The sequence below is a fragment of the Nocardia testacea NBRC 100365 genome (genome assembly GCF_000308775.1).
Taxonomy (GTDB): Bacteria; Actinomycetota; Actinomycetes; order Mycobacteriales; family Mycobacteriaceae; genus Nocardia; species Nocardia testacea.
On sequence record NZ_BAGJ01000268.1, the window covers coordinates 41,888 to 66,657 of the forward strand.

The 24,770-nt window shown below is 69.5% G+C and carries 22 protein-coding genes; 13 read left to right on the plus strand and 9 right to left on the minus strand.

Features of this window, described 5'->3' with window-relative positions; genetic code table 11:
- Positions 1-76 precede the first annotated feature (76 nt).
- The 11 genes from ON38_RS30060 (at position 77) to ON38_RS30110 (ending at position 11,175) form a co-directional block, all read left to right on the plus strand.
- Positions 77-1,393, plus strand: a complete 1,317-nt coding sequence (locus ON38_RS30060) for an aromatic ring-hydroxylating oxygenase subunit alpha (protein ID WP_039828459.1) — start codon at positions 77-79, stop codon at positions 1,391-1,393.
- A gap of 130 nt (positions 1,394-1,523) precedes the next feature.
- On the plus strand, positions 1,524-2,858 hold the full coding sequence (locus ON38_RS30065; protein WP_039828460.1) for a M20 family metallopeptidase: 1,335 nt from the start codon (positions 1,524-1,526) through the stop codon (positions 2,856-2,858).
- Complete coding sequence (locus ON38_RS30070) at positions 2,858-3,811, plus strand: DODA-type extradiol aromatic ring-opening family dioxygenase (protein ID WP_039828461.1); 954 nt, start codon at positions 2,858-2,860, stop codon at positions 3,809-3,811. The genes ON38_RS30065 and ON38_RS30070 overlap by 1 nt, the downstream gene beginning before the upstream one ends.
- Before the next feature lie 56 nt (positions 3,812-3,867).
- The gene (locus ON38_RS30075) at positions 3,868-4,740 is read left to right on the plus strand and encodes an alpha/beta fold hydrolase (RefSeq protein WP_039828462.1); all 873 of its coding nucleotides are present in this window, start codon (positions 3,868-3,870) and stop codon (positions 4,738-4,740) included.
- Positions 4,741-5,095: 355 nt separating this feature from the next.
- Positions 5,096-6,076: an ABC transporter substrate-binding protein gene (locus ON38_RS30080; RefSeq protein ID WP_039828463.1), complete on the plus strand. Its 981-nt coding sequence runs from the start codon at positions 5,096-5,098 to the stop codon at positions 6,074-6,076.
- Positions 6,073-6,945, plus strand: a complete 873-nt coding sequence (locus tag ON38_RS30085) for an ABC transporter ATP-binding protein (protein ID WP_051165482.1) — start codon at positions 6,073-6,075, stop codon at positions 6,943-6,945. The genes ON38_RS30080 and ON38_RS30085 overlap by 4 nt, the downstream gene beginning before the upstream one ends.
- Entirely contained in the window at positions 6,942-7,766 is an 825-nt protein-coding gene (locus tag ON38_RS30090; protein ID WP_039828464.1) for an ABC transporter permease, read from the plus strand. The genes ON38_RS30085 and ON38_RS30090 overlap by 4 nt, the downstream gene beginning before the upstream one ends.
- Positions 7,767-8,022: 256 nt before the next feature.
- Positions 8,023-9,033, plus strand: coding sequence for an NAD(P)/FAD-dependent oxidoreductase (locus ON38_RS30095; RefSeq protein ID WP_039828493.1), 1,011 nt, complete (start codon positions 8,023-8,025; stop codon positions 9,031-9,033).
- A 1-nt stretch (position 9,034) separates the two neighbouring features.
- Entirely contained in the window at positions 9,035-9,355 is a 321-nt protein-coding gene (locus ON38_RS30100; protein ID WP_039828465.1) for a 4Fe-4S dicluster domain-containing protein, read from the plus strand.
- A complete protein-coding gene (locus ON38_RS30105) occupies positions 9,355-10,176 on the plus strand; it encodes an alpha/beta fold hydrolase (protein WP_039828466.1) in 822 nt (273 codons plus the stop codon). Before ON38_RS30100 ends, ON38_RS30105 begins: the two co-directional genes overlap by 1 nt.
- A gap of 114 nt (positions 10,177-10,290) precedes the next feature.
- Positions 10,291-11,175 carry an IclR family transcriptional regulator gene (locus tag ON38_RS30110; protein WP_039828467.1) on the plus strand — a complete coding sequence of 295 codons (885 nt, stop codon included), beginning with the start codon at positions 10,291-10,293 and terminating at the stop codon, positions 11,173-11,175.
- Between the two features lie 48 nt (positions 11,176-11,223).
- On the opposite strand, the gene ON38_RS30115 is transcribed toward ON38_RS30110, so the two are convergent.
- From ON38_RS30115 to ON38_RS30140, 6 genes are all read right to left on the minus strand, one after another.
- The gene (locus tag ON38_RS30115; RefSeq protein WP_039828468.1) at positions 11,224-12,750 is read right to left on the minus strand and encodes a crotonobetainyl-CoA--carnitine CoA-transferase; all 1,527 of its coding nucleotides are present in this window, start codon (positions 12,748-12,750) and stop codon (positions 11,224-11,226) included.
- Between the two features lie 9 nt (positions 12,751-12,759).
- Positions 12,760-13,707 carry a quinone oxidoreductase family protein gene (locus ON38_RS30120; RefSeq protein ID WP_039828469.1) on the minus strand — a complete coding sequence of 316 codons (948 nt, stop codon included), beginning with the start codon at positions 13,705-13,707 and terminating at the stop codon, positions 12,760-12,762.
- Between the two features lie 42 nt (positions 13,708-13,749).
- Positions 13,750-16,122, minus strand: coding sequence for a CaiB/BaiF CoA-transferase family protein (locus ON38_RS30125; protein WP_039828470.1), 2,373 nt, complete (start codon positions 16,120-16,122; stop codon positions 13,750-13,752).
- Between the two features lie 83 nt (positions 16,123-16,205).
- Positions 16,206-17,189 (minus strand): ABC transporter substrate-binding protein, encoded by a 984-nt coding sequence (locus ON38_RS30130; RefSeq protein ID WP_085995518.1) that lies wholly within the window; start codon positions 17,187-17,189, stop codon positions 16,206-16,208.
- A gap of 17 nt (positions 17,190-17,206) precedes the next feature.
- On the minus strand, positions 17,207-17,992 hold the full coding sequence (locus ON38_RS30135; RefSeq protein ID WP_039828471.1) for an enoyl-CoA hydratase/isomerase family protein: 786 nt from the start codon (positions 17,990-17,992) through the stop codon (positions 17,207-17,209).
- A 141-nt stretch (positions 17,993-18,133) separates the two neighbouring features.
- Positions 18,134-18,808 (minus strand): EthD domain-containing protein, encoded by a 675-nt coding sequence (locus tag ON38_RS30140; RefSeq protein ID WP_039828472.1) that lies wholly within the window; start codon positions 18,806-18,808, stop codon positions 18,134-18,136.
- Positions 18,809-18,864: 56 nt separating this feature from the next.
- Here ON38_RS30140 and ON38_RS30145 point away from each other — a divergent pair, with 56 nt between their 5' ends.
- On the plus strand, positions 18,865-19,734 hold the full coding sequence (locus ON38_RS30145) for a TIGR03619 family F420-dependent LLM class oxidoreductase (protein WP_039828473.1): 870 nt from the start codon (positions 18,865-18,867) through the stop codon (positions 19,732-19,734).
- 365 nt (positions 19,735-20,099) lie between these two features.
- Here ON38_RS30145 and ON38_RS30150 read toward each other — a convergent pair whose 3' ends face one another.
- Both ON38_RS30150 and ON38_RS30155 read right to left on the minus strand, forming a co-directional pair.
- Positions 20,100-20,948: an LLM class F420-dependent oxidoreductase gene (locus ON38_RS30150; protein ID WP_039828495.1), complete on the minus strand. Its 849-nt coding sequence runs from the start codon at positions 20,946-20,948 to the stop codon at positions 20,100-20,102.
- Positions 20,949-21,335: 387 nt separating this feature from the next.
- Positions 21,336-23,591, minus strand: a complete 2,256-nt coding sequence (locus tag ON38_RS30155; RefSeq protein WP_039828474.1) for an MMPL family transporter — start codon at positions 23,589-23,591, stop codon at positions 21,336-21,338.
- 187 nt (positions 23,592-23,778) lie between these two features.
- Here ON38_RS30155 and ON38_RS30160 point away from each other — a divergent pair, with 187 nt between their 5' ends.
- On the plus strand, positions 23,779-24,402 hold the full coding sequence (locus tag ON38_RS30160; RefSeq protein WP_051165485.1) for a TetR/AcrR family transcriptional regulator: 624 nt from the start codon (positions 23,779-23,781) through the stop codon (positions 24,400-24,402).
- A gap of 56 nt (positions 24,403-24,458) precedes the next feature.
- Here ON38_RS30160 and ON38_RS30165 read toward each other — a convergent pair.
- On the minus strand, positions 24,459-24,770 hold a 312-nt coding region (locus tag ON38_RS30165; protein WP_039828475.1), incomplete at its 5' end, for a hypothetical protein.

Below are 24,770 nucleotides of genomic sequence, written 5' to 3' on the forward strand. Positions count from 1 at the left end.
ACCCGATCCATTGGGCGGCGGCGCGCTCCGGCCGAAGATCGGTGCACCGGACGATCTCGCTTCGAGAGGAACGCATATGACTGGTGTGGAGGCACCGGAAACCCGGCCCACGCTCCCGGAGCGGGCGCGGGCGGCCGGGCGGCAGGATTGGACGGCCTGGCCGTACTACGACAAGGCGGGCAGCGGCTACCGCGGCTACTGGTATCCGGTGACGTGGTCGAACCACATCACCGGAAAGCCCCGCAGCTACACGATCTGCGGCGAGAAGCTGGCCCTGATCCGCGACGCGGGTACCGCCTATGCCCTGCACGACCGGTGCCCCCACCGCGGGGTACCACTGTCGGAGGGCGATCAGCAGTTCCCGGGCACGGTCAGCTGCCCGTACCACGGCTGGACCTTCCGGCTGACCGACGGAAAGCTCGCCGCGGTCATCACCGACGGGCCCGATTCGAAGGTGTGCGGCAAGCTGTCGGTGCAGACCTACCCGGTGGCCGAACGGCTGGGACTGGTGTGGGTGTACATCCCGATCGGTAACGAGCCGGCCCCGCCGATCGACGAACAGTTGCCCCGCGAACTGGTGGAGAACGCGGGCATCGTGGGCGGCCGGATCCAGCCGCGCCGCGGGAACTGGCGCTTCGCGTGCGAGAACGGTTTCGATGAGGGGCACGCGAAGTACCTGCACCGCACAGCGCTGTGGCGGTTGTTCAAGCCCATGCCCACCTGGAACATCACCCGGATAGTGCCCGAGGGCCGCTGGATCTTCCGGGTCCAGGACGAGGTGCACTGGGAAGCCGATTTCCCCGGCGTCGGGACGTGGACCAACAAACGCTGGTGGAAGAAGAACCCCGACGAGAGCCGTATCTCCCAGATCGGCAATGTCGGGGCCGGGCTGCGAACGAACCCGGTGATCGAGGCGCAGAACTTCCCGGGCTTCGCATCGCTGTCCATGCCCGGCGTGCTGCGCATCGCTTATCCGAATTTCATCCACTACGAGTTCTACGTTCCGGTGGATGACGAGCGGCACAACTATGTGGGGCTCATGGTCAACTTCGTGACCGGTGTCCGCAAGCTGGGTTTCTACGCGAAATACCTGGGGGCTGTCCGCTGGCTTTTCCACGGCCAGTTCTCCGGCCAGGACGAGTGGATGGTGAGCGTCACCGACGCGCCGCCGGAGAAGCTCTACCGGCCCGATATCTCGCTCACCGCGTGGCGCAATCTCGCCGAAGAGGAATACGCCGGCCGGATCGCCGAGGCCGTGACCCACGAGCCGGCGAAACCGGCCCGGCCGGTCCGGGAACGTCGTCCCCGGGCTTCGGCCGCGGAGAAACCCGCATCGACCACGTCGAACGGTGCCTCGGGTAACGGGACCGCCGGCTCCGCCGCGGCGGAATAGCGAAGGAGGACATCATGGGCAAGATCTGTGGCGGTGTGCTGGCCGGGGTACTGCTGGCCGTCGGCGCGCCGATCGGCTGGCGTTATCTCGCCGCGCGCAACAACACCCAGATCCACTCGGTCACCCCGAGATGACGGCCGACCCCCTGGCCGGGCTCGACGGGCAGCGCCGCGAATGGGTCGAAAAAGCCTGGGCGGCGGTTGATTACGACCGGTTGCGCGAGGTGACCACGGGCCTGGTCGATATCGCCGCACCGACCGGCGACGAGGCGCCGCTGGCCCGGCACATCACCGAAGTGTTCACCGGCGCCGGTATCGAAGCCCACACAATGGAACTCGACGACCGGCAGGCGAACTCGTGGGCCCGGCTGCCCGGCGCAGGAACCGGCCCCGACCTCATGCTCTATGCCCCGATCGACACTGTGACCAGTGGGAACGAAGCGGAGGATCTTCCGTGGGCCGGCGCCGGCCTGCGCCCGGATATGCGGCCGCACGCGGTACTGGACGGCGACTACGTGACGGGTCTCGGGGCCTCGAATCCCAAGGGACACGCCGCCTGTGTGATGGCGGCGGTCGAGGCCGTCCATACCGCCGGTATCCCGCTGACCGGTGATCTGATCGCCGCCTTCGGGGCGGGCGGTATGCCGACCGATGCCCGCCCGGGTGTGGGCAATCCGCGGCACAACACCGGCCAGGGCGTGGGCTGCTCGTTCCTCCTGGAACAGGGGGTGTGGGCGGATTTCGCGCTCATCGCCAAACCCGGATGGACAGTGTCGTGGGAAGAAGTGGGGCTGACGTGGTTCGAGATCACCGTCCACGGCACCCACACCTACGTGGGATCGCGGCACCGGCTGCCCTACCGGAATCCGGTGGCGCTCGCCGGGGTGGTGGCGGTGCGCCTCGAGGAGTGGTTTCCCGAATATTCCCGGGCGCACCGGGACGGGCTGGTGTTCCCGCAGGGGATGGTCGCCAATATCCGTGGTGGCTGGCAGCGCACCGCCTCGTTCACCCCGGAACAGGTCCGCATGATGGTGGATCTGCGGCTGAGCCCGCGCACCACCCCGACCGCCGCGAAACGGGAATTGCTCGCCGCGGTACGCGAGATCGCCGCCGACCTCGACGCGCGTATCGACGTGGCGCAGATCCTGGCGATACCCGGTGAATCGTCGGACCCCGGCATGTGGTTGTGCCGCAGTGCGATCGCGGCCTGGGAGGCGGCGGAAGGGCAACCGCACCGCGATATCCGCGACGCCAGTGGCGCGACCGACGCGAACATCCTGCGCGGTAGGGGAATCCCGACCGTGCGGGTGGGAATGCCGAAGGTCGCCGACGCGCCGTTCGAGGTGGATTTCGCCAGAGGAATGAACACGGTGGATCTGCGGGCCGCGCAGCGGTTCACCCGGTATCTCGTGCGGGTCGCGGTGGATACCGCGACCCGCACACTCGAGGAAGTAGGAATCGACTGATGGCGAAGATCGTGCTGGGGGTGGGCGCGTCGCACAGCACCCTGATGAACACCCACTGGGAGCAGACGACGCACAAGGCGGAGGCGGAGCGCTTCCGCGACGCCCTGTACACCGCGCGCGACCGGATCGCCGCCGCGCGCCCGGATGTGGTGATCCTGCTCGGCTCCAATCATTTCCGCGGATTCTGGCTGGATCTGATCCCGTCCTTCACCCTCGGTGTCGGCGAATGCCACGCCAGCGGCGAGTCGGGTACTCCCGCGGGCCCGCAACACGTCGATATCGGCTTCGCCCGGTATCTGGCCGACACGCTGGTCGAGGGCGGCCGGTTCGATCCGGCCTTCTCGGCGCGGTTGCAGATCGACCACGGGCAATCGCACGCCATCCAGTACCTGCTCGCCGGCCTCGAGGTACCCATCGTGCCCTTGGTGGTGAACGTTTTCGCGCCGCCACTGCCGACATTCGCCCGCTGCGCGGAACTCGCGGCGGCATTGCGTGACGCCGTCGCTGCCTATCCGGACGATCGGCGGGTGGTGGTGATCGCCTCCGGTGGTCTCTCGCATCGGCTGCCCTGGCCGGACTGGCGTGACCCGCACGGCGACGACGAGGACTTCATGGTGCGGGCCTGGCTCGACGGCCGGGAGAACTGGTCGGACTACGACGTCCGCCGGCGGCAGATCATCCGGGCCGCCGAGGCCGCGATCTCCCCGGAGTTCGACAACCGGGTCCTCGAATTGTTCACCCTCGGTAAAGCCGCCGAACTGGCCGGATACACAACCGGCGAGCTCGAGGACGCGGCGGGCAACGGCGCCCAGGAACTGCGCACCTGGCTGATGATGGCCGCAATGCTGGAGTACATCCCGGGGGAGCGGCTGGCCTACGAAGTGGTCCCGGAATGGCTCACCGGGATGGGCGTCGCCGTACTGGATCCGGCACGGCAACCGGCCGCCCGCTGACCGTCGCGCAGCACGGTGACCCCGCTCGACCCCCGACTTCACGAAAAGGATTGACAATGACGATCTGGCACGAATTGACCGGTGTGGACTTCGCCCTGAAAACCGTCGACGCCGCCGGTATCCCGACCCGGGCGCTACAGGCCGGCAGCGGTGCGGAGGCGGTGGTCTTCCTGCACGGCACCAGCGGTCACCTCGAGGCGTTCGCCCGCAATATCGTCGCGCACGCGGACCGGTACGAATGCCACGCCATCGATATGCTCGGCCACGGCTACACCGGCAAACCCGACTATCCGTACGAGATCCCCCGCTATGTGACCCATCTGCTCGACTACCTCGATGCCGCGGGCCTGGAGAAGGTGCATCTGGTCGGTGAATCGCTGGGCGGCTGGGTCGCGGCGTACCTGGCCAGTGACCATCCCGAGCGGGTGCTCTCGCTGCAGTTGCTCGCCGCGGGCGGCACGGTGGCCAACCCGGAGGTGATGGAGCGGATCCGCACCTCGACGATCAAAGCCGTGGAAACCGACGATATCGAGCTGACCCGGGCCCGCCTGCGCCTGCTGATGCACGATGCCGACGACGCCACCGAAGAGCTGGTGCGGGTCCGGCACCGGATCTACCATCAGCCCGATTTCGTGGCCAATATCGGCAACCTGCTGTCCCTGCAGGATATGGAGACGCGGCAGCGCAACCTGCTCCGGCCGGATCGGCTGGCGCGGATCTCGGCGCCCACCCTGGTGGTGTGGGGTCATGAGAACCCGTTCGGCGACGTCCCCGAGGCGGAGAAACTGGCCGCCGATATCCCGGGCGCCCGCTTGCAGCTCTACCCCGCGTGCGGGCACTGGCCGCAGCACGAGAAGGCCGCCGAGTACAACCCGCTCAGTCTCGAATTCCTGGCCGAGGCCTCGGCGCGGGCGAAGTCGGCCGCCTGATCGCTCGCCCCGGAACCGCCGGAAGCCGGTCGCGCCTCGTGCGCGGCCGGCTTCCGGCGGTCCCGGGGTACGGCTCGGCGGGTACCGCCCCGCGGCTCTCCGGCACCCACCGGCAGCGTCCGGGGCAGTTTCGGCTATTGAGCAACCGCGTGGCAAAGATCAGGAAACATGCTGGTCACACGCATGGAATAGATCCGTAGTGGGCTGCCGATTCCGGCGGGTTTGCGGGTTACCGCACCGCCGAAGTCCCGGTCCGTACGGCGGACCGCGTTCGTTCGTGTGCTCCCGGATAGCGGATAGGTTCCCTGTCCATGGCACCGCGAATGCGGTCCAGATCACAGAGCGAGGTACAGATATGGCGTGGCGATCCAGACCGGGCAAGGTGGTCCTGGCGGTACTCGCGGTGGCACTCGCGATCGCGCTCGGAGCCTGCACCAGGCCGGCGACCCGGGATACGGCGACGAACGGGAGCGGGCCGATCCGGGTCGCGGTGGGTATCGACGCCTCGTTCGCGGCGTTCTTCCTCGCGGACCGGGAGGGCATGTTCCAGGACGCGGGGCTGGACGTCGAACTCGTGCAGTTCGGCCGGGGCGGGGAAGCGGTCGACGCCCTGGCCAGTGGCCAGGTCCAGCTGGCGGGCAGTTCCGACACCACCACGATCTCCCAGCTCCGGCAGAACCCGTCACTACGGGCCATGTTCGCCTACGAGGCATCCGGTGACTACATCAAGGTGGTCCTGCGCAACGGTATCGCCGGCCCCGCCGATCTCCGGAAGGTCGGCGTGGTGCCCGGGCTGGGCCAGATCTCGACCGACAAGTACCTGCGGGCCAATGGGGTACCCGCCGGCTCGGTCGAAATGATCTCGGCCACGCCCAGTGATATGCCGGCGTTGCTCGCCCGCGGTGATATCGACGGCTATGTGCTGTGGGAGCCGTGGCCGAGCACCGCGGTGGCCCAGGGCACCGGGCGCGTGGTCGCGGTCACCGGCGATTACGACTGGTTCTATCACCACTGGGCGCTCTCGACGCAACCCTGGCTGACCGCCAACCCGGAGCAGGCCCAGCAGTTCGCGCAGGTGCTCGCGGCGGCCAGCGCGCGGGTGGAACAGGATCCCGCGCTCGCCGCGGCGGCCACCAAGGCGGCGGTCAATGTGGACGAGAAACAGACCGTGGCCGCAGTCGGTGAAATCGATTTCGAGGTCACGAACCTCGGCGCGGACGATATCGCCTCGGCGCAGACGATCGTCGATTTCTATCAGGACATCGGCGTCCTCTCCGAGCAGCCCGACCTGCGGTCGGCCATGCTGCTCGATTGGTACAAGGAGGAGAAGAAATGACCGTGACCACCTCTGCCGCCGAGCCCGCCACCGGCGCCCCGGACAAGGGTGTACCGGTGCGGATCCGGGACCTGGACATCAATTTCGGGTCCGCCGAGATCGTCGCCGGAATCGATCTCGCGGTGCGGCCCGGTGAATTCGTCTGCCTGCTCGGTCCGAGCGGATGCGGGAAATCGACGCTGCTGTCGGCCATGGCCGGGTTCGTCCGGCCGACCGCGGGCGGCATCGTCTGCGACGGCGACGAGGTGGGGGGAAGCAATCCGCACGCCGGGATGGTCTTCCAGAGTTCCGAGGCGCTGTTCGAATGGATGACCGTCGCGCAGAACGTCGCCTACGGGCCCCGGATGCACGGCGCGAAGAAGGCGGAGCAGGCGCGGATCGCGGCCGAATACCTCGGCATGGTCGGTCTCCCGCACGCGGGCTCGAAATTCCCCGCCCAGCTCTCCGGTGGTATGCGCCAGCGGGTACAGATCGCGCGCGTGCTGGCCAACCAGCCCTCGCTCGTCCTGATGGACGAACCGTTCGGCGCGCTGGACGCGCAGACCCGCCAGGTATTGCAGACCGAACTGGACAGGATCTGGCGGCACACCGGATGCACCGTCGTGTTCGTCACCCACGATATCGACGAGGCGCTCACCCTGGCCGATCGCGTGGTGGTGATGACGGCGGGCCCGCGGGCCCGTATCAAGAGCGTCTACGAGGTGGACGCGCCGCGGCCACGGGACCGGGCCAACCCCGAGGTCATCGCACTGTACGAGCGGTTGCGCGACGATATCCGCGCCGAGGTGGTGGCGTCGCTACGCAATCAAGGTCTGGAAGAAGAAGAGGACCTCGGCGGCGTCCGGGGTGTCGAGGAGGAGAAGGCATGACCGCGGTGGCGGAGATCCGGGCGCCGCGCGGCGCCCGCGCGGTACCGGCGCGGCGCGCCGGCGCCCGCAACGGCATCCTGCGCACCGGCGCGCTGTGGATCGCCTCGGCACTCATCGGGCTGGCCGTCTGGTCGTTCCTGGCCTGGTGGTACGGCCCGACCACGATCGCCTCCCCGGGCGAAGTATGGAAGGCCGCGGGGGAACTCGCCGACAGCGGTGTCCTGTGGACCTCGGTTGTCGCCTCGGGCCAGCGCATCCTGCTCGGCTGGAGCCTGGGTGTCGTGGTCGGTGCCCCGATCGGCATCCTGATGGGCCGGTTCAACCTGGTCCGGCAGTTGCTCGACCCCTATATCGAATTCTTCCGGTTCATTCCGCCCATCGCGTTCGTGACGCTGGCGGTGGTGTGGTTCGGGATCGGCGAGACCTCCAAGGTGGTGCTGATCTTCTACACCTCGGTCTTCATCGTCACCGTGAGCACGATCGCCGCCACCGTCTCCATCAGCGAGAACAAACTGCAGGCGGCGACAAATCTCGGCGCCGGGCGGTTGCAGATCATGCAGACCGTGGTGCTGCCGTCGTCGGTGCCGGGGATCGTCACCGGCGCCCGGCTGGCCATGGGCAACAGCTTCCTGACCATCGTGTCCGCCGAGATCGTGGCCTCCGAGCACGGCCTCGGCTCGATGATCTGGCAGGCCCGCAACTACGGGCGGATCGACTGGACGTTCGTGGGCATCATCGTGCTCGGCATCATGGGTTTCGCTTTCGATCGAGTGCTGCGCCTGGTCTCGGCCAGGTTCCTCGGGCGCTACGGCGTCAAGTAGCGGCGGGCGGCCGATATCGGTACGTGCCGTCCGGTTGCCGGTGGCACCGGAACCGATCGGCCGGGCCCGGCCCGGGTTCGACGAGGGTGCCCGGGTCGGCTGAACACCGGCCGCGCGCGGCGGGTTCTTCGGTAGTCACTACCGAAGAACCCGCCATTCGTCGTGCCCGAGGACGCCTCGCCCGCCCGGTGAACCGGGTCTGTTCACCGGACCGTTTTCATTCCTCCTGTGTCGCAACGCTCTTAGCGTGCACGGTATGAACGAATCGCCCCACGCGTCGACCGGCACCGCCCGCGAGGTCGACATCCTCGTCGTCGGTGCCGGACCGGCCGGACTGTTCGCCGCCTATTACGCGGGCTTCCGCGGACTGCGGGTCGCGGTGATGGACGCGCTGTCCGAACCCGGCGGACAGGTGAGCGCGATGTACCCGGAGAAGGAGATTCTCGATATCGCGGGGTTCCCGGCGGTGAAGGGCCGGGAGCTGATCGACCGGCTGCTGGCCCAGGCCGCGCCGTACGACCCGGTGTATCTGCTGGGGGAGCAGGCACAGACCCTGGTTCACGCGGCCGACAGCCGGGTGGTGGTCGGAACGAGTACCGGGCGCACCGTCACCGCCGGCGCTGTCGTCGTCACCGGGGGTATCGGGACGTTCACCCCGCGCCCGCTCGTCAAGGGGCTCGATTTCCTGGACCGTGGCCTCAGCTACTTCGTCCCCGACCTGTCCGTGCATGCCGGCCGCGATGTCGTCATCGTCGGCGGCGGCGACAGCGCCTTCGACTGGGCGGTCCACCTCGAACCCATCGCGGCTTCGGTGACCCTGGTGCACCGGCGCGACAAGTTCCGCGCCCACGCCGCCACGGTGGCCCGCGTCCGGGACAGCGGCGTGCGCATGCTGGTGAATGCCGATGTGGCCGCGGTGCGGGGCAACGGCTGGATCTCCGAGGTCGAGATCCACCACCGGGTCGACAAGACCACCACCACCGTGCCGGCCCAGTCCGTCATCGCCGCGCTCGGTTTCACCGCCGACCTCGGGCCCATGACCGAGTGGGGTATGCGCATCGAGTCCCGGCACATCATCGTCGACACCCGCATGCGGACCACCGTCCCGCGCGTCTACGCGGCCGGTGACATCACCGACTATCCGGGCAAGGTCCGGCTGATCGCGGTGGGTTTCGGTGAGGCGGCCACCGCCGTCAACAACGCCGCCGCCGCACTCGATCCCGACGCCGATATCTTCCCCGGCCACTCCACCGAACAGGAGAACTGATATGCCATTCGTCATCGGTGAAGCGTGCATCGACACCATGGACCGCTCCTGTATGGAGGAGTGCCCGGTCGACTGCATCTACGAAGGCGGCCGCAAGCTGTACATCAATCCGGTCGAATGCATCGACTGCGGGGCCTGTGAACTGGCCTGCCCGGTGGAGGCGATCACCGTGGACCGTAAGGCCGACCCCGAATTCAAACAGGACGCGCTGCGATTCTTCGCCGAGGTCCTGCCCGGTCGTGACGAGCCGGTCGGCAATCCCGGGGGCGCGGCGAAGATCGATGTGATCGGCGTGGACACCCCCATGATCGCGGAGTACTGATGGGCCTTCGCTTCGGGTACGCCGACACCGCGTTCGGGCAGCTGCACTATGCCGAGCAGGGCACCGGGCCCGCCCTGTTGCTGCTGCATCAGACGCCGCGCTCCTGGGACGAGTTCCGCGAACTGCTGCCCCTGCTCGCCACCGACCACCGGGTGATCGCGATGGATATGGTCGGGTTCGGGGCGAGCGCGGCACTGCCGGCGCCGCAGACCATCGAGGCGTTCGCCGCCGGCGCCCGGGCGCTGCTGGACGCGTTGGAGATCCCCGTGGCCGCGGTCCTGGGGCATCACACCGGCGCCGCCGTGGCACTGGAGATGGCCGTCGCCTACCGCGAGCGGGTCGCGGCGGCGATCCTGTCGTCCTGCCCGTGGGCGGATGCCGCATACCGTGCCGCGCATGGTGACGGCCCCGCGGTCGACCGGGCCGAGCGGACCCCGGACGGTGGACATCTGCGGGCACTGTGGGAGCTGCGCCGCCCCTACTATCCACAGCCCGGAACAGACCTGCTGGACCGCTTCCTGCACGATGCGCTCACCTTCGGGCTGGACCCGGCCGAGGGGCATCGGGCGTGCGCCCGCTACCGGATGGAGGACCGGATCGCCGCCGTCCGCGCGCCGGTACTGCTGCTGGGCGCGGGGGCCGACCCCTTCTCCATCCGCAATCTGCCGGTCCTGCGCGCCCGGCTGACCGGTGCCGCCGTGGTGGACGAGGTGGTCTTCGCGGACGGCACGGTGGCGCTGATCGAGCGCGAGGCGATCCCGGTCGCCGCCGCGGTGCGCCGCTTCCTCCGCGAGAACGTGACGATGAACCGGGTCCGCTGAGCGGACCCGGTGTGATGCAGGTCGCTGGTGTGCTGCGCTAGCGTTACGAGTCCGGCGAGTTTTCGCCGTCCGGGCCCTCGGCGGAGGGCGCCGGTAAGGCGCCAGGAGGTCAGCATGACGGCAGCCGCACCCCGACCGGCCGAGTTCGGCCCGGATCTATCCCTCCAACCGGCCGCGGCCCAGGGCACCGAGATGCCGTCGGTACTCAGCAAGGCGCGGATGATCCTGGACGCTTTCGACAACGAGCATCGTGACCTCGCGCTCACCGAATTGGCGCGGCGCAGCGGCGTGGCGAAGGCTTCCGTGCACCGGCTCGCCGGTGAGCTGGTCGAATGGGGGTTGCTGGAGCGGTCCGGTACCAAGTACCGGCTCGGCCTGCGCCTGTTCGAACTCGGTCAGCTGGTGCCCCGGCAGCGGATCCTGCGGGACGCGGCCCTGCCCTATATGGAGGATCTGCTGATCGCGACGCAGGAGACCGTGCATTTCGCGGTACGCGACGGGATCGACGTGCTCTACATCGAGAAGATCGTCGGACACCGCGGTCTGCAACAGCAGTCGCGGGTCGCGGGCCGGTTGCCGCTGTACTGCACGGCCACCGGCAAGATCATCCTGGCCTTCTCGCCGCAATCGGTGTTCGCCGAGGTGGTCGAACAGGGTTTCACCGCACTCACCTCGCGCACCACCATGTCGGTGTCGGTGCTGCGGCAGCAACTCGAGCGGATGCGCCGGGAACAGGTCGCGGTGGAGGTGGAGGAGACCCGGCTCGGCTACATGAGCGTCGCGGTGCCCGTGTTCACCGGTCCCCAGACCATCGCGGGCGCGCTGTCGGTCACCGGTCCCACCGCCCGGCTCAATGTCAGCCGGGTGACCGGTGCGTTGCGCACCGCGGGAGTGGGCATCAGCCGGGCCCTGCAGGCGATGCGATGTCACCACAGTTCACCGGACAGTGCGGCGATGTGTACCCCGGCGCTGTGCTCCCTCAACGGGTGCGGTAGGTGATCCCGCGGCACCGCACGGGACCGGACCGATCGGTGACCGATGCGTCGGTCAGTGGATGTTCGGTTCGGCCGTCCAGGTGTTCGCGCCCACTCCGCGGGTGCGCAGTTCGGCCTTGCGGACCTTGCCGGTCTCGGTGAGCGGTAGCTCGGCGACCACATCGATATAGCGCGGCAGGGCGAAGCCGGCCAGATGGGCCGAGGCGAACCGGCGCAGCGCCGCCGGGTCGACCGATTCTCCCGGCCGGGGGACCACGGCGGCCATGACCTCGTCCTCGGCCAGCTCCGACGGTACCGGGAACACGGCGACCTGAGCGATCCCCGGATGCCGTGCCAACACCTGCTCGACCTGCACCGACGAGATGTTCTCCCCGCGCCGGCGAATGACATCCTTGATGCGGTCGACGAAGCGGAACCACCCGTCGGGTTCCCGCACCACCCGGTCGCCCGTGCGCCGCCACGCCGCGGGCCCGGGAACGGGCTCCCCGAGATACCCCAGCGCGAAGGCGCCGGGGTGCTCGGTGCGTACGACGAGCTCGCCCGCGATTCCGTCGGCCACCGGTGTGCCCGCCTCGTCGACGACCGCCGCCTCGTAGCCGGGCATGACCGTGCCCAGGTAACCGGCCCGGCGCGCGCCGGGCAGACTGCCGAGTACGAGATTGGTCTCGGTGCTGCCGAATCCGTCGATGAGCTCGATCCCGAACCGTTCCCGGAACGGCTCGCAGAGGTGTGCCGGGGTGGCGGGGGCGAGTGCGCGGGTGGCCCGGTGCGCGCGATCGAGTTCACTCGGCGGCCGTCCGGCGAGCATGGCGACCATCGCGCCGAGCAGATAGATCACCGTCGCGTCGGCGTCGGCCACCCGCCGCCAGTGTTCCCGCACCGAGAAGTGCTCGCCGAGGACGAAGGTGGCCCCGGCGACGAATGCCTGGAAGACGGCGCCGATCGCATTGGTGTGGAAGAGGGGCAGACCGTTGTAGAGCACATCGTCGGGGCCGAGGTCCAGGGAGGCGCCGACGCCGTGACCCCACCACAGGAATTGCGCGTGCGGGCAGCGCACACCTTTGGGCAGGCCGGTGGTGCCGGAGGTGAACAGGACCGCCGCCGGGTCGAGCGCCGACACCGCGGCGGCCGGGCGGGGTCGGCCGTGCGGGCCGGGCGCCGTAGCGGTGCCGATCACGCGGGTGGTGCCGTCGTATCCGGTTTCGGCGACCCGGCCGGCGAATTCGGCCTCGAGCAGCAGATATCGGGCGCCGGAGGAGGTCAGCACATGGGCCAGGGAGTCACCGCGCAGCGCGATGTTCAGCGGTACGGCCACCGCACCCAGCCAGGCGCAGCCCAGCAGGAGATCGACGAGTTCGATGCGGTTGCGCGACAGCACGGCCACCGGGTCCCCAGCCCGGACACCCTGCTCTGCCAGCGACCCCGCCACGGCCGCGACCCGGCCCGCGAGCTCCCGGTAGGTCAGCGTGATCGGACCCGCCCGCAGCGCGAGGTGATCGCCGCGGCGATCGGCCCGGTCGCGTAGCAGCGCGGGGATGGTCGGGTCCGTCGGCAACGAACCGGGTGCGGAAGCTGTCATGGCACACACTCAGGGAGTAACGACCGCGCGCCCGGTGACCTTTCCTTCCCGCATGGCCCGCAGCGCGCCGGCGATCTCGTCGAGCGGGAAGGGCTGGACGGCCAGCCGGACCTCGCCGGCCACCAGCATGGCGATCAGCTCCGGGGCCAGCTCGACCTGCCGGGCGGCTTTGCGGATCATATTGACCGGCAGCAGCGCCACATCGGCGAGCAGCCAGTTCGGCAGGTCGATCGCGAGTTCGGTCCCCAGCGTGTAGCCGATGAGGGCGGCCCGGCCGCCGGGCGCGATACGCCGCAGCAGGACGGGCAGCAGATCGCCGCCGAGGGTATCGATGAGCACCTCGGCCACGGGCTCGGTGCCCAGCGCCGCCGCGACCTCCGCGCCCCGCCCGACCACCGGACGCACCCCGGGCGGAAGCAGCTCGGCCTGATCCGGCCGCGGCACCACTCCGATCACCTCGGCCGCCCCCGCCGCCAGCGCGAACTGCGCCGCCATCGCACCGACGGCTCCGGAGGCGCCGGAGACGATCACCCGCTCGCCCGCGGCCACCCGGGCGATATCGTGCACCGCGACGTATCCCGTGGTGCTCGGCAGGAAGAACGTGGCCGCCACCGTGGGGTCGAGCGCGGAGTCGTACGGGGTGAAGACCTTGTCGGCCGCGGCCAGATACTCGGCCCAGCAGCCGTTCTTGAACAATCCGATACCGCCGCCGCGGATCAGCACCCGGGTCCCGGGCGCGAAGGTATCCGATTCGACCACGGTGCCCGCCCCATCGGTGCCACCGATATGTGGCAGGTCCGGGCGGACGTCGAAGGTGCCGCTCGCGACGGTCAGATCGAGATGGCCGAGTGCGGCGGCATCGACACGGACCAGGGTCTGCCCGGGTTCCCGTACGGGTACGTCGAGATCGTCGATGACCGGGTCTGCGCCGAATTCGTGGAGTCGGGCGGCACGCATGGTCTCTCCTCTGTAACGGGTGGTGTGGGTATCGGCGCGCGGTCAGCTCAGGACACCGCGGGCGCGCAGCCGCTCGATGGTGTCGGACGAGTACCCCGCGATATCGCGGAGCACGGTATCGGTATCGGCGCCCAGCAGCGGCGCGGCGCGGCGTACCGCCGCCGGGCCGCCCACGCGGACGGGTGCGCCCTCGTGGAGTACGGGACCGACCTTCGGATGGACGCCGCGCACATAATATTCGCGGGCGCGCAGTTGCGGATCGTCCTCCACCAGGTCGCGCCCGGTCCGCACCGGCCCCGCCGGCACACCCGCGCGCTGCAATCGTTCGGCGACCACTTCCACCGGCAGCACCGCCGTCCACGCGGTGATCGCCGCGTCGATGGTGGCCGCCGCCGCCCGGCGCGCCGCGGCGGTGCCGAACCGGGGGTCGCCGGCCCACTCCGGGCGATCGATCACCGCGCACAGCCGCCGCCAGTCGGCGTCGTCACGCACCGCGATCGCGCACCAGCGGTCGGGGCCCAGGCAGCGGTACACACCGTGCGGTGCCATGGTGGGGTGGGCATTGCCGATCGGTACACAGGGGCGCCCGGAGGCGGTCGAGCGCAGCACGCTGGTGCCCATATGTGACGCCATCGCCTCGAGCTGGGACAGATCGATGTGCTGGCCGCGGCCGGTGCGGTCGCGGTATTCGAGGGCCGCCAGCACCGCGGTCGCGGCCTGCAATCCGGCGACGATATCGCCGTGACCGTAGATGACGCCGACCACCTCGTCGGCATTCCACCCGGTCAGCGCGGTCAGACCGGTGGCCGCCGAGACGATGTCGGCGTAGGACACCCATCCGCTGCGCGGACCGGTGTGCCCGGTACCGGACATGGAGACGTAGACGATATCGGGCCGTAGCTCGCGCAGCCGGTCGTAGCCGAAACCCATCCGCGTCATCACGGTGGAGCTGAAGTTCTCGACCACCACATCGCTGTGTGCGAGCAGGTCGGCGAGCACCTCGAGCCCCTCGGGGGAGCGGGTGTCCAGGGTGATGCTGCGTTTGTTGCGGTTGACGTCGTTGAAATAGCCGCTGGTGTCCGGATCGTCGTGCCCACCCCGGGACAGGTGCATGAACGGTGCGAAGCGGGTCGGGTCCGGCCGGCCCAGCGATTCCACCTTCACCACATCTGCGCCGTGATCGGCCAGGATGCGGGTGCAGTAGGGCCCGGCCAGCACCCAGGTGAGGTCGAGTACGCGCAGGCCGGCCAAGGGCAACTGCCCGATCGCGACATCGGATGCAGTGGCGCCGGTCGGCACGGCACCGGAGTCGGTGGCCGCGGCCGTCGACGCCCTGGCGGGCACGAGGTGCTGGTGTTCGCCGGGCCGTGCGACCGCGAGTTCGCGGATCCGGGCGCCCTCCGGGAAGGCGAAACCGAAACCGAGGTCCCGGGACGCGGCACCATCATCGACCACGTCGAGGAAGAAGTCACGGTCGTTGAGTTGCGGGTTGAACAGCAGTTCGTCCGGTCGATCGACCGCCGACCAGGGTAGTTTCCGGTCCTGCGCGGCCACCGCGAATTCCTGCTTGGGCCATTTCGCGAGAAATCGCCGGAGCACCTCGAAGATGTGGTCCTGATGAAGTGTGCGTTCCACCGGATCTGCCCAGCGTGGGTCGGTCAGATCGTCCGCGGCGTTCTCCTGCACCAGCCATTCGAGCAGGGCGTCCCACATCCGGGGACTCCCGCCGAGCCCGCCGCCCACATAACCGTCGGCGGCCTGGAAGAGGCCGTGCGGGACCAGCGGATGGACTCGGCCCGGGCGCGGCGGTACCCGGTCCTCGTGCAGGTAGGCGAGCGTACCGGCCTCGAGGCTCGCGGCGACACACTCCTGGGCGGAGATATCGACGACCGGGACCGGGCCGTGGCGCCGGGCCCGCAACCCCAGCAGTGCGCCGATCGCCGCGTTCACGCCGGTGAGCTGTTCGGCCTGGTTCTCCGGCAGCGCGAGCGGTGGGCCGCCGGGATCGCCGACCTGGGCCAGCATGCCGCCCAGCGCGGCGACGGTGAGATCGGTGGCCGCCCAGTCGGCGCGGGGGCCGTCCAGCCCGAACGGGGTCACCCGGATGTGGACGAGTGGGCCGGGTTCCGGGCTGACGGGTTCGGCTCCCGGTGGGCTGCCGTCGAGCAGGATATCCGCGGTGTTCACCAGGCGCGCGAGCGCGTCGCGGCCGGTATCGGTGTCCAGGTCCAGCACGACCGATTTCTTCCCGGCGTGCCAGTGCGCGAACGAACGGCCGTCGGTATCGGCGCGGGCGGGGTCCCCGGCGACCGGTTCGACCAGGATCACCTCGTAGCCGAGCCCGACGAGAACCCGGCCCGCGAAGCGGGTGAAAGGGGTGGACAACTCCACGACCCGGACGGCGGACTCGACCATGATTGCTCCGTTCTTCGGCGATCTCGTAATGCGTGCCGGTTCACCCGGTGCGCCCGCGCATCGGGTGAACCGGGTCGGCGATATCAGGCGGGCGCGCCCAGGACGTGCTCGGTCAGCCAGCCCCGGCGCAATACCAGGCCGGTATCCACGGCGCCGCCGATCTTGCCCTGCGCACGGAAGAACGTGACCAGATCCTCGGCCCGGGCGATATCCTCGTCGGTGAAATCGCGCGCGCCGAAATCGATCTGGTCCACGGTGCGCCGGGCCTCGGTCGGATCCAGCCGGATCGACGCGGACACCGCCCGCGCGGCACGGTCCGGATCGGCGTCGACGATGGCCGCGGCATCGGCCAGCACATCGAACACCTCGACCGCGACCTTCTCGTTGGCGGCCAGCCACCCTTCGGACGCCACCAGCCATTGCGTGTACTTGGCGCCGAAATCGCCACTGGTGGCCACCACGCGGCCGCCGCCTGCGACCGCCTGCCCGACCCAGGGGTCGAACGAGACGAACGCGTCGATATCGCCGCGGCCCAGCAGCGCGGGCTGTTCGGGCGGGCCGGTGGTGATGTGTTCGACAGTGGCCGGATCCAGCCCGAGGCTCATCAGGTAGAGATCGGTGAAGTACAGGCCGATCCCGGGAAACACGCCGATCTTCCGGATGGACTTCGGATCGATCCCCTCGCGCACCACCACCTGGAAGTACCGCGTCGACTCCTCGTACACCCCGAGGGCGCGCAGACTGGGGTTGGCGGCCATCACGGTCAGCGCGGTGGAGTCGGCGTTGCCGGACATCTCCGAGGTTCCCGCGACCACATTCTGGGCCGAGGCCGCGCCGCCCTCGGTCTGGACGATCCGGACATCGAGACCGGCCGCCTCGAACATGCCCTCTTGCTCGGCGAGGAAGAACGGCGCGTAGGACGGATCCACCCCGACCGAGATCCGGATCGCCCCGGAGGCGCCGGCCTGCTGGGTCGCGGGCCGGGTACAGGCAGTTCCCGCCAGGGCCACCGTGGCGAGCGCGGCAACAGCGACGATCCCGCGCCGCAGGTTCCGGAAATTCATCATGACTCCTTCGGGCCGGTTCAGCGTCCGCTGAACGACGGGGCACGTTTGTCGAGGAACGCCTGCAGCCCTTCGGCCGCGTCGTCGGTGCGGACGAGTTCGAGGACGGCGTCGAATTCGAGGTTCAGCGCGTCGTCGAGGGGCAGGTCGCGGCCCTGTTCGACAACGCGTTTGAGCAGTCCGACGGTCCGGGTCGGTTTGGCGGCGAAGGCGGCGGCGAGCTCGCCGATCCGGTCGTCGAAGCGCGCGTCCGCGACGACTTCGTCCACCAGCCCGATGCGCAGTGCTTCCGCGGCGGGCAGCCGGGTGCCCTCGAGCATGAGCAATTTCGCCCGGTGCGTGCCGAGCAGCCGGGGCAGGCGCTGACTGCCGCCCGCGCCGGGGAACAGGCCGAGGTCGATCTCCGGGAAGCCGATGGTCGCCGATTCGGTCATCACCCGCATATCGCAGGCCAGGGTCAGTTCCGCGCCGCCGCCGAGCGCATGACCGTTGATCGCCGCCAGCACCGGCTTCGGCGCGGTTTCCAGCAACCGCGCGATATCGATCCACGGCCGCATCGCCCGCTGTGTTTCCTCGGTCAGGTCACGCATCACGCGGATATCAGCGCCCGCGACGAAGAACCGGCCGGTACCGCGCACGACCAGGCACCGCACCTCGGGGTCCACCGCGAGCGGCTCCAGGGCGGTGCGCAGTTCGGCGATGAGCCCGGGATCGAAGGCATTCGCGGGCGGGCGGTCCAGGACGACGGTGGCCACTGCGTCCCGGACGGACACACGGACGTGTTGCGGGCTGCTGACAGGGGTCATACCGGCTCCGATGCGAGGGTCTGGCTGGTTCGTCGAACCGCGGGAGGGTTCGAGTATCGACGATCAGCGTTTTCCCGGGCACGGTCGCGGGTCCGGTGAGCGAACCGGGGCAGCGCCGGCGGCCTCCGTGGAGCCGCGTGCTCAGAGGTTCCAGTGGTAGCGGCTGGTGGGTACCAGGTCGAGTCCGGTGTCCGCGCCGAAGCGGGCGACGCTGGCCATCAGTTCGGTGATCCGGCGGTCGAGTTCGGCTTGGTCGCCACCGCTGCCGTAGAACGCGTGCGGGTCGGTCATCGCGGCCATGGGGAAATGTTCCTCGACAACGGCCGCGATCTCCGGTGCCGCCGGGGTGAGCGTTTCCTCGACGACGTTCTGGATATAGGCCACGGTGTTCTGGGTGCGGATCGCGATCGGGGTGTGGTGGACCAGCCAGTACCGCAGGTATTCCGCCCGGGGCATCGACTCGGGGCGGCGGAGCAGCGCGATATCGGCCAGGGCGTCGCTGCGGGTGCCGTCGGGTACCGGCAGCGGGTCCAGCCGGACGTGCTCGCGGACCCGGTAGGCGTGCGGTGCGGGTTCCTCCGCCGCGTCGGCCACTGTGCCGACAGCGGCGGCGGGGTCGCCCTCGGTCCATACCGAGACGAGCGCGGTGATCCGCGCGGCCGGGCCGAAGCGCATCATCGCCGGTGCCACATCGGCGTCGTCGAGATTCAGCGCGACGGCGGTCGCGCCCGCGGCGGCCAGGGCGTTCCGCAGTTCCGGCGCGGCGAGCCGGGCGTCGAGGCCGGTGCCGTGCAGAGCGATGATCAGTTTTGTCATCGCGAAAAACTAGCACGTGTTCTACTTCAGTCGACCGATCAGCAGAAAGGCCGATTATGCGGTTCACCTACGCCGAGACCATGACCGATCCGTCCTATTACGTCCCCTTGGCGCAGGCCGCCGAGGCGGCCGGGTACACCTCGATGGTGCTGGCCGACAGCATCGCCTATCCGCGCGATTCCGACGCCACCTATCCCTATACTCTCGACGGCAGCCGGGAGTTCCTGGAGGACAAGCCGTTCATCGAAACCTTCGTGCTCGCCGCCGCCCTGGCAGCGGCCACCACCACCCTGCGGTTCACCCCGTTCGTCCTGAAGCTGCCGATCCGCCCGCCGGTACTGGTGGCCAAGCAGGCGGCCTCGGTGGCCGCACTCAGCGGCAACCGGCTCGGACTGGGTGTCGGGATCAGCCCGTGGCCCGACGATTTCGAGATCTTCGATGTGCCCTTCGACAAGCGCGGCAAGCGGATGGACGAATGTCTCGACATCGTCCGCGGCCTCACCGCCGGTGGGTATTTCGAATACCACGGAGAGTTCTTCGACCTGCCAGCGATCAAGATCGCGCCGGTACCCACCGAACCGATTCCGCTGCTCATCGGCGGGCACAGCCGTCCCGCGTTGCGCCGGGCCGCGCGGCTCGGTGACGGCTGGATGCACGCCGGAGGCGATCCGGCCGAACTGGACCGGCTGCTCGCCGAACTCGACGTGTTGCGCGCGGAATACGGCACGCGCGACGATTTCGAAGTGCACGTCATCTCGGTCGACGGGTTCACCGTCGACGGCGTGAAGCGCTTGGAGGACAAGGGCGTCACCGATGTGATCGTGGGATTCCGTAATCCCTACACCCGTGAGCAGGACACCGAGAGCCTGGACACCAAGATCGCGAACCTGTCGCGGTTCGCCGAGCGGGTCATCGCCCGCACCTGAGCGCGTCCGCATCCGGGCGTACCGAGCGATCCGACCGGCCGGGCACGACGGGGCCGGTGCCGTGCCGTCGGCGGGTCGTCGCTCGGTTGCCCGGCGCCCGGTCGTCGCTGGACACCCGATCGCGCTCGCCGTCGGTGTGTCCGGTCGCGTCCGGAAACCGGGCCGCGCGGCCGGCGCCGGCCCCGTCCGGTCGTCCCCGCCGGGTACGGCACCTTCTCCCGCGCGCCGTTGCCCGGGGTTCGGTATCGCCGCCGCCGACACCCCGCCGGACCTACGGGTACCGCATCCTTCGATCCCTCCGCCGAATTCGCCTCCACGGCGCACAACGGTTCAGGCGGATACGGCGGCGAGCGGTCCGGGGCCGGTTACGACGCGAGCCCGGAATCCCGGATGGCCTCGGCCAACGGCTCCAGGACTGCCGGATCATGCGGCGGCGGCAGATAGATGATCGCGAGATCCAGCCCTTCGGCGCCCAGCGCGGCCGCCCACTCGATCAGCTCCGGGTAGCCGAGCCGGGGATCGAGCCGCCGCTGTGCCGAGAGCAGGATCTCCTCGGGATCGCGGCCGATATCGGCGCAGTGCGCGGCCAGTACCTCGCGCTTGCGCGCGAATTCCGCGGTGGTGCCGTTGACGAAATTCCAGTGCTGGGCATAGCGGGCGGTGATCCGGAGGGTGCGTTTCTCCCCGTTGCCGCCGATACAGATGGGCGGATGCGGGCGTTGCGGGCCCTTGGGCTCGTTGCGGGCGCCGGTCAGCTGATAGAACTTGCCGTCGAAATCGGTGGTTTCCCGGCTCAAGAGCCCGATGAGTACCTGGCAGGCCTCCTCGAACCGGTCCATGCGCTCGCTGACGGTGCCGAGCGGGATCCCGTAGGCGCCGGACTCCTCCTCGTTCCAGCCGGCGCCGATCCCGAGTTCGAGCCGGCCGCCGGAGATGATGTCGAGCGAGGCGGCCATATTGGCCAGCACTGCGGGATGCCGGTAGTGCACGCCGGTCACCATGGTGCCGAGCCGCAAACGTTCGGTGGCCTGCGCCAGGGCGGTCAGGGTCGTCCAGCCCTCCAGGCACGGCCCGGTGGAATCGGAGAAGATCGGATAGAAATGGTCGAAGGTCCATCCGGATTCGTAGATCTCGATATCGTCGGCGGCCCGCCAGACGGCCAGCATATCGGCCCAGGTCGTGTCCTGCGGTGAGGTCTTGAACGCGAATCGCATGAGCACAGGCTAGAAGTTGGAGTGCACTCCAGGTCAAGCCGAATCGCGGTGCTGTGCCCCGGCGAATCGGGGCGGGGAACCGCGGGCGCCGCCCCTCGGCCACGCGGGTGGATCCACCGGCGTCGGCGAGTCGTCGTTCGCACACCCGGCCCGGCCCTCGCCCGCCGGGGCTCCGGTGTAGCCCTGCGTCGGAGCGCGGTCTCGCCGCGACGCGAAAGTGCCGAACGCGGCCGGAGGCGCTGGGCGAGTGGGGGTGGTGGCCGCTGGTCGGGAACGTGCCCGGACCGCGGTCGCCCTTCTCCAAGGCGACCGCGGCAGCGCCGAATTCTGCGGCCCGCGGGCCGATCCGACCGTCCGGGCAATGGACCAGCGCGCTGCCGGACCGGATCAGTGGGAGGCCAGGACCCGTTCCGCGGCGGAATCTCCGGCGCCACCGTCGAGGCGTTCGGTGAGCTTCTCGCCTTCGATATCGAAGGTGGGCACCAGCGGTGCCAGCCACCTCGGCATCCACCAGATCCGCTCGCCCACGATCAACATGAACGCGGGGACGATGAGCATTCGCACCAGGAAAGCGTCGGCGAGCACACCGACCGCGAGCGCGAAACCGATGGTCTTCAGGATGACGTCGTCGGTGAGCGCGAATCCGGCGAAGACCCCGACCATGATGATCGCGGCGGCGACCACCACGCGGGCGCTGTGGGTGAAGCCTTCGAGCACGGCGCGGCGGGCGGGCGCCCCGTGCACGTAGGCCTCGCGCATCCGGCTGACCAGGAACACCTCGTAGTCCATGGCGAGACCGAACAGGATGCCGGTCAGCAGGATCGGCAGGATGAACAGCACCGGGCCGGTGCTGTCGAGGCCGATGAGCTGATTCAGCCAACCCCACTGGAACACCGCGACGGTGGCGCCGAGCGAGACACCGACCGAGAGCAGGAAGCCCAGCGCCGCCTTGATCGGGACCCAGATCGAGCGGAATACCGCGATCAGCAGGAAGATCGCGAGCCCCACCACCACGGCGAGGTAGATCGGGAACACCTTGGTCAATTTGTCGGCGATATCGACCCCGACCGCCGTCTGACCGGTGACCAGCGCGCGGGCTCCGGTCTCGGCGGGCAGCCCGGCGAGGGCGCTGCGGATTTCGGCCACGAGATCCTTGGTGGCCTGATCCGAGGGGCCGGATCCGGGGACCACTGTGAGAGTGGCGAATCGGACCGTCGCGAGTTGCCGGGTGAAGGCCTGCTGGGCCTGCGGACCGGCACGGGTGACCGCCGGGACGACGGCGGCGATATCGGAGCCCGCCCGCGCGGCCAGTGCCTGCAGGTGGTCGGTGGCCGTCTGTACGGCCCCGGCCGGGTCGGGAGAGTTCGCGGTGTCGACGACCACGACCAGCGGGCCGTTGGCGCCCGCGCCGAAATTGTCGGCGATCAGATCGTAGGCCACCCGGGCATCGCTGCCCGCGGGCTTGCTGGAGTCGTCGGGCAGCGCCAGTTGCATGGACGCCATCGGCACGGCGGCCAGGACGGCCAGGGCGATACCAGCGGCCAGCGCGCTCCATTTGCGCCGGGAGATGCCCTCCACCCAGCGGCGGCCGTGGGTGCGGAATTCCGCGCCACCGGTTTCCTTCGCCAGGTAGCGGGGACGGCCACGCATGACCTTGTCGCCGGCGAAGCCGAGTATGGCCGGCAGCAGAGTGAGCGAGATGAGCACGGCGATCGCGACGGTGAACGCGCCGCCCAGACCCATCTGGGTGAGGAACCCGATATTGCACACGGCCAGGCCGACCAGGGCGATGACGACGGTCAGCCCGGCGAAGACCACCGCGGACCCGGCGGTGCCGACCGCGCGACCGGCGGCCTCCTCGAGTGAGCGGCCCGCGCGGACCTCGCTCTGGTACCGGGACATGATGAACAGCGCGTAGTCGATGCCGACCGCCAGCCCGAGCATGGTGCCCAGCGCCGGGGTCACCGAGCCGAGTTCGACGAACCCGGTCAGCGTGGTGATGGCGAGCATTCCGATGCCGACCCCGACGAGCGCGGTCAGCAGCGGCATCCCGGCGGCCACCAGCGATCCGAAGGTGATCGCGAGCACCACCAGCGCGACCGCGATGCCGATCACCTCGGCCAGGGGCATCTCGAATTCGGTGAGCGCGTCACCGCCGACGGCGACGTGCAGGCCCGCGTCCTGCGCGGCGTGCGCGGCATCCTCCAGCGCGGCGCGGTCGGAATCGAGGAGTTCATTGGATGTCTTGCTGTAGCCGACCGCGGCATAGCCGACCCGGCCGTCTTCGGAAATGGTGCCCCCGGTGACCGGATCCGTCACCGATTGCACGTTCTCGGTGGTCAGCCCGCGCAGTGCCGCGGTGATCGCCGCGCTGTAGGAGGGTTCGGTCAGCGTCCGGCCCGGGGGCGCCTCGAACACCACCCGGGCGGTCGCGCCGTCGGGCTTCGCCTGCGGGCTGCGTTCCTCGATCAACTCGAACGCCTGCGTGGATTCGATCCCGGGTAGCTCGAACTTCTCGCTTGTCTTCCCCGACAATGTCGCCGCCCCGACCGCGAGGACGGCCAGCAACGCCACCCAGACGGCCGCCACCACCCTGCGGTGGACGAACGACCACCGGCCGAGCCGGAACAACTGCCACGCCATGCGTGCTCCTCCACGTGATTATGTGGACCATATGGTCCGGTTATGCTCGAGGGTAAGAGCAACCGGACTCGAGGGTCCACTTCAGGGAGGTAGATGTGGAGCAACTCACCTCGACCCCCGTGATGAGACGTGGGTCGCATTTCGAATGCGCGGGTCCGGCCGGCACGCACGGGGCACGATGACCACCATGCCGACTTCCGAGCGGAATGCGACGAACACCGACACCGAGAGTTGGGCCGGGCGCCGGGCCGATGCCCGGCAGAACCACGAACGCGTGCTGAACGCGGCGATCGAGGTGTTCACCGAGCACGGTATCGGGGCCACCATCCCACAGGTCGCCGCCCGGGCCGGCGTGGGCAAAGCGACCGTCTACCGCAGCTACCCCACCAAATCCGACCTGGTGCGCGCGCTGGCGCGGATGCACCTCGACTGGTTCCACCAGCTCGCCACCGACGCCGGCGAGGCGGCGCGTACCGACGCCTACCGCGCGCTCGAGGCGCTGCTGGAACAGGTCACCACCCGGCTGGCCGAGGACCGGCTGATGATCGAGGTCCTCAGTGGGGTCGAAGGCTTCGGTGACGAACGCCTCGAACAGCAGCTGGAACAGATTCTGGCGCTGGGTCGGGCGCAGGGCAGCCTGCGCGCGGATGCCACGGGAATGGATATCCAGGTCTTGGTCTCCGGTGCGGCGCGCGCCCTGATCGATCTCGATATCCGGGATCCCGTTATCTGGCGCCGCTACGCCCGGCTCGCGCTGGCCGCATTACGTGCCGAGCCCCCCGCGACCGAGTCTCACGGACCCCGACCGTGAACCTCGCCCTGTCGCGCGGCCGGGCCGCCGGCGCGCCCTTCGGCGCGCTGTGCCCCTCACCGGATCGGCAGTCGTCGCGCCAGCGCGCACAGCAGTGCCACCTCCAGGGCGAGGGTTACCGCGCCGGTGACCACGGCGACCGGCGACGCGGGCATCATGAACGCGGTGTGACCGGTGAGGATCCCCCCGACCACCCACAGACGATGCCGATCGCCCCACCCGGGCGTGCCGTGCCACCGCATCATCGCCCACCCGGCCCCGAGTGCCAGGGCACCGGCGAGGACCCACGGGACGAACAGCGGCACGCTCGCGCCGAAGACCGGTTCCGCCCCCAGCCCGGGCGGTAGCAGCAGGGCCAGGAACGCGAC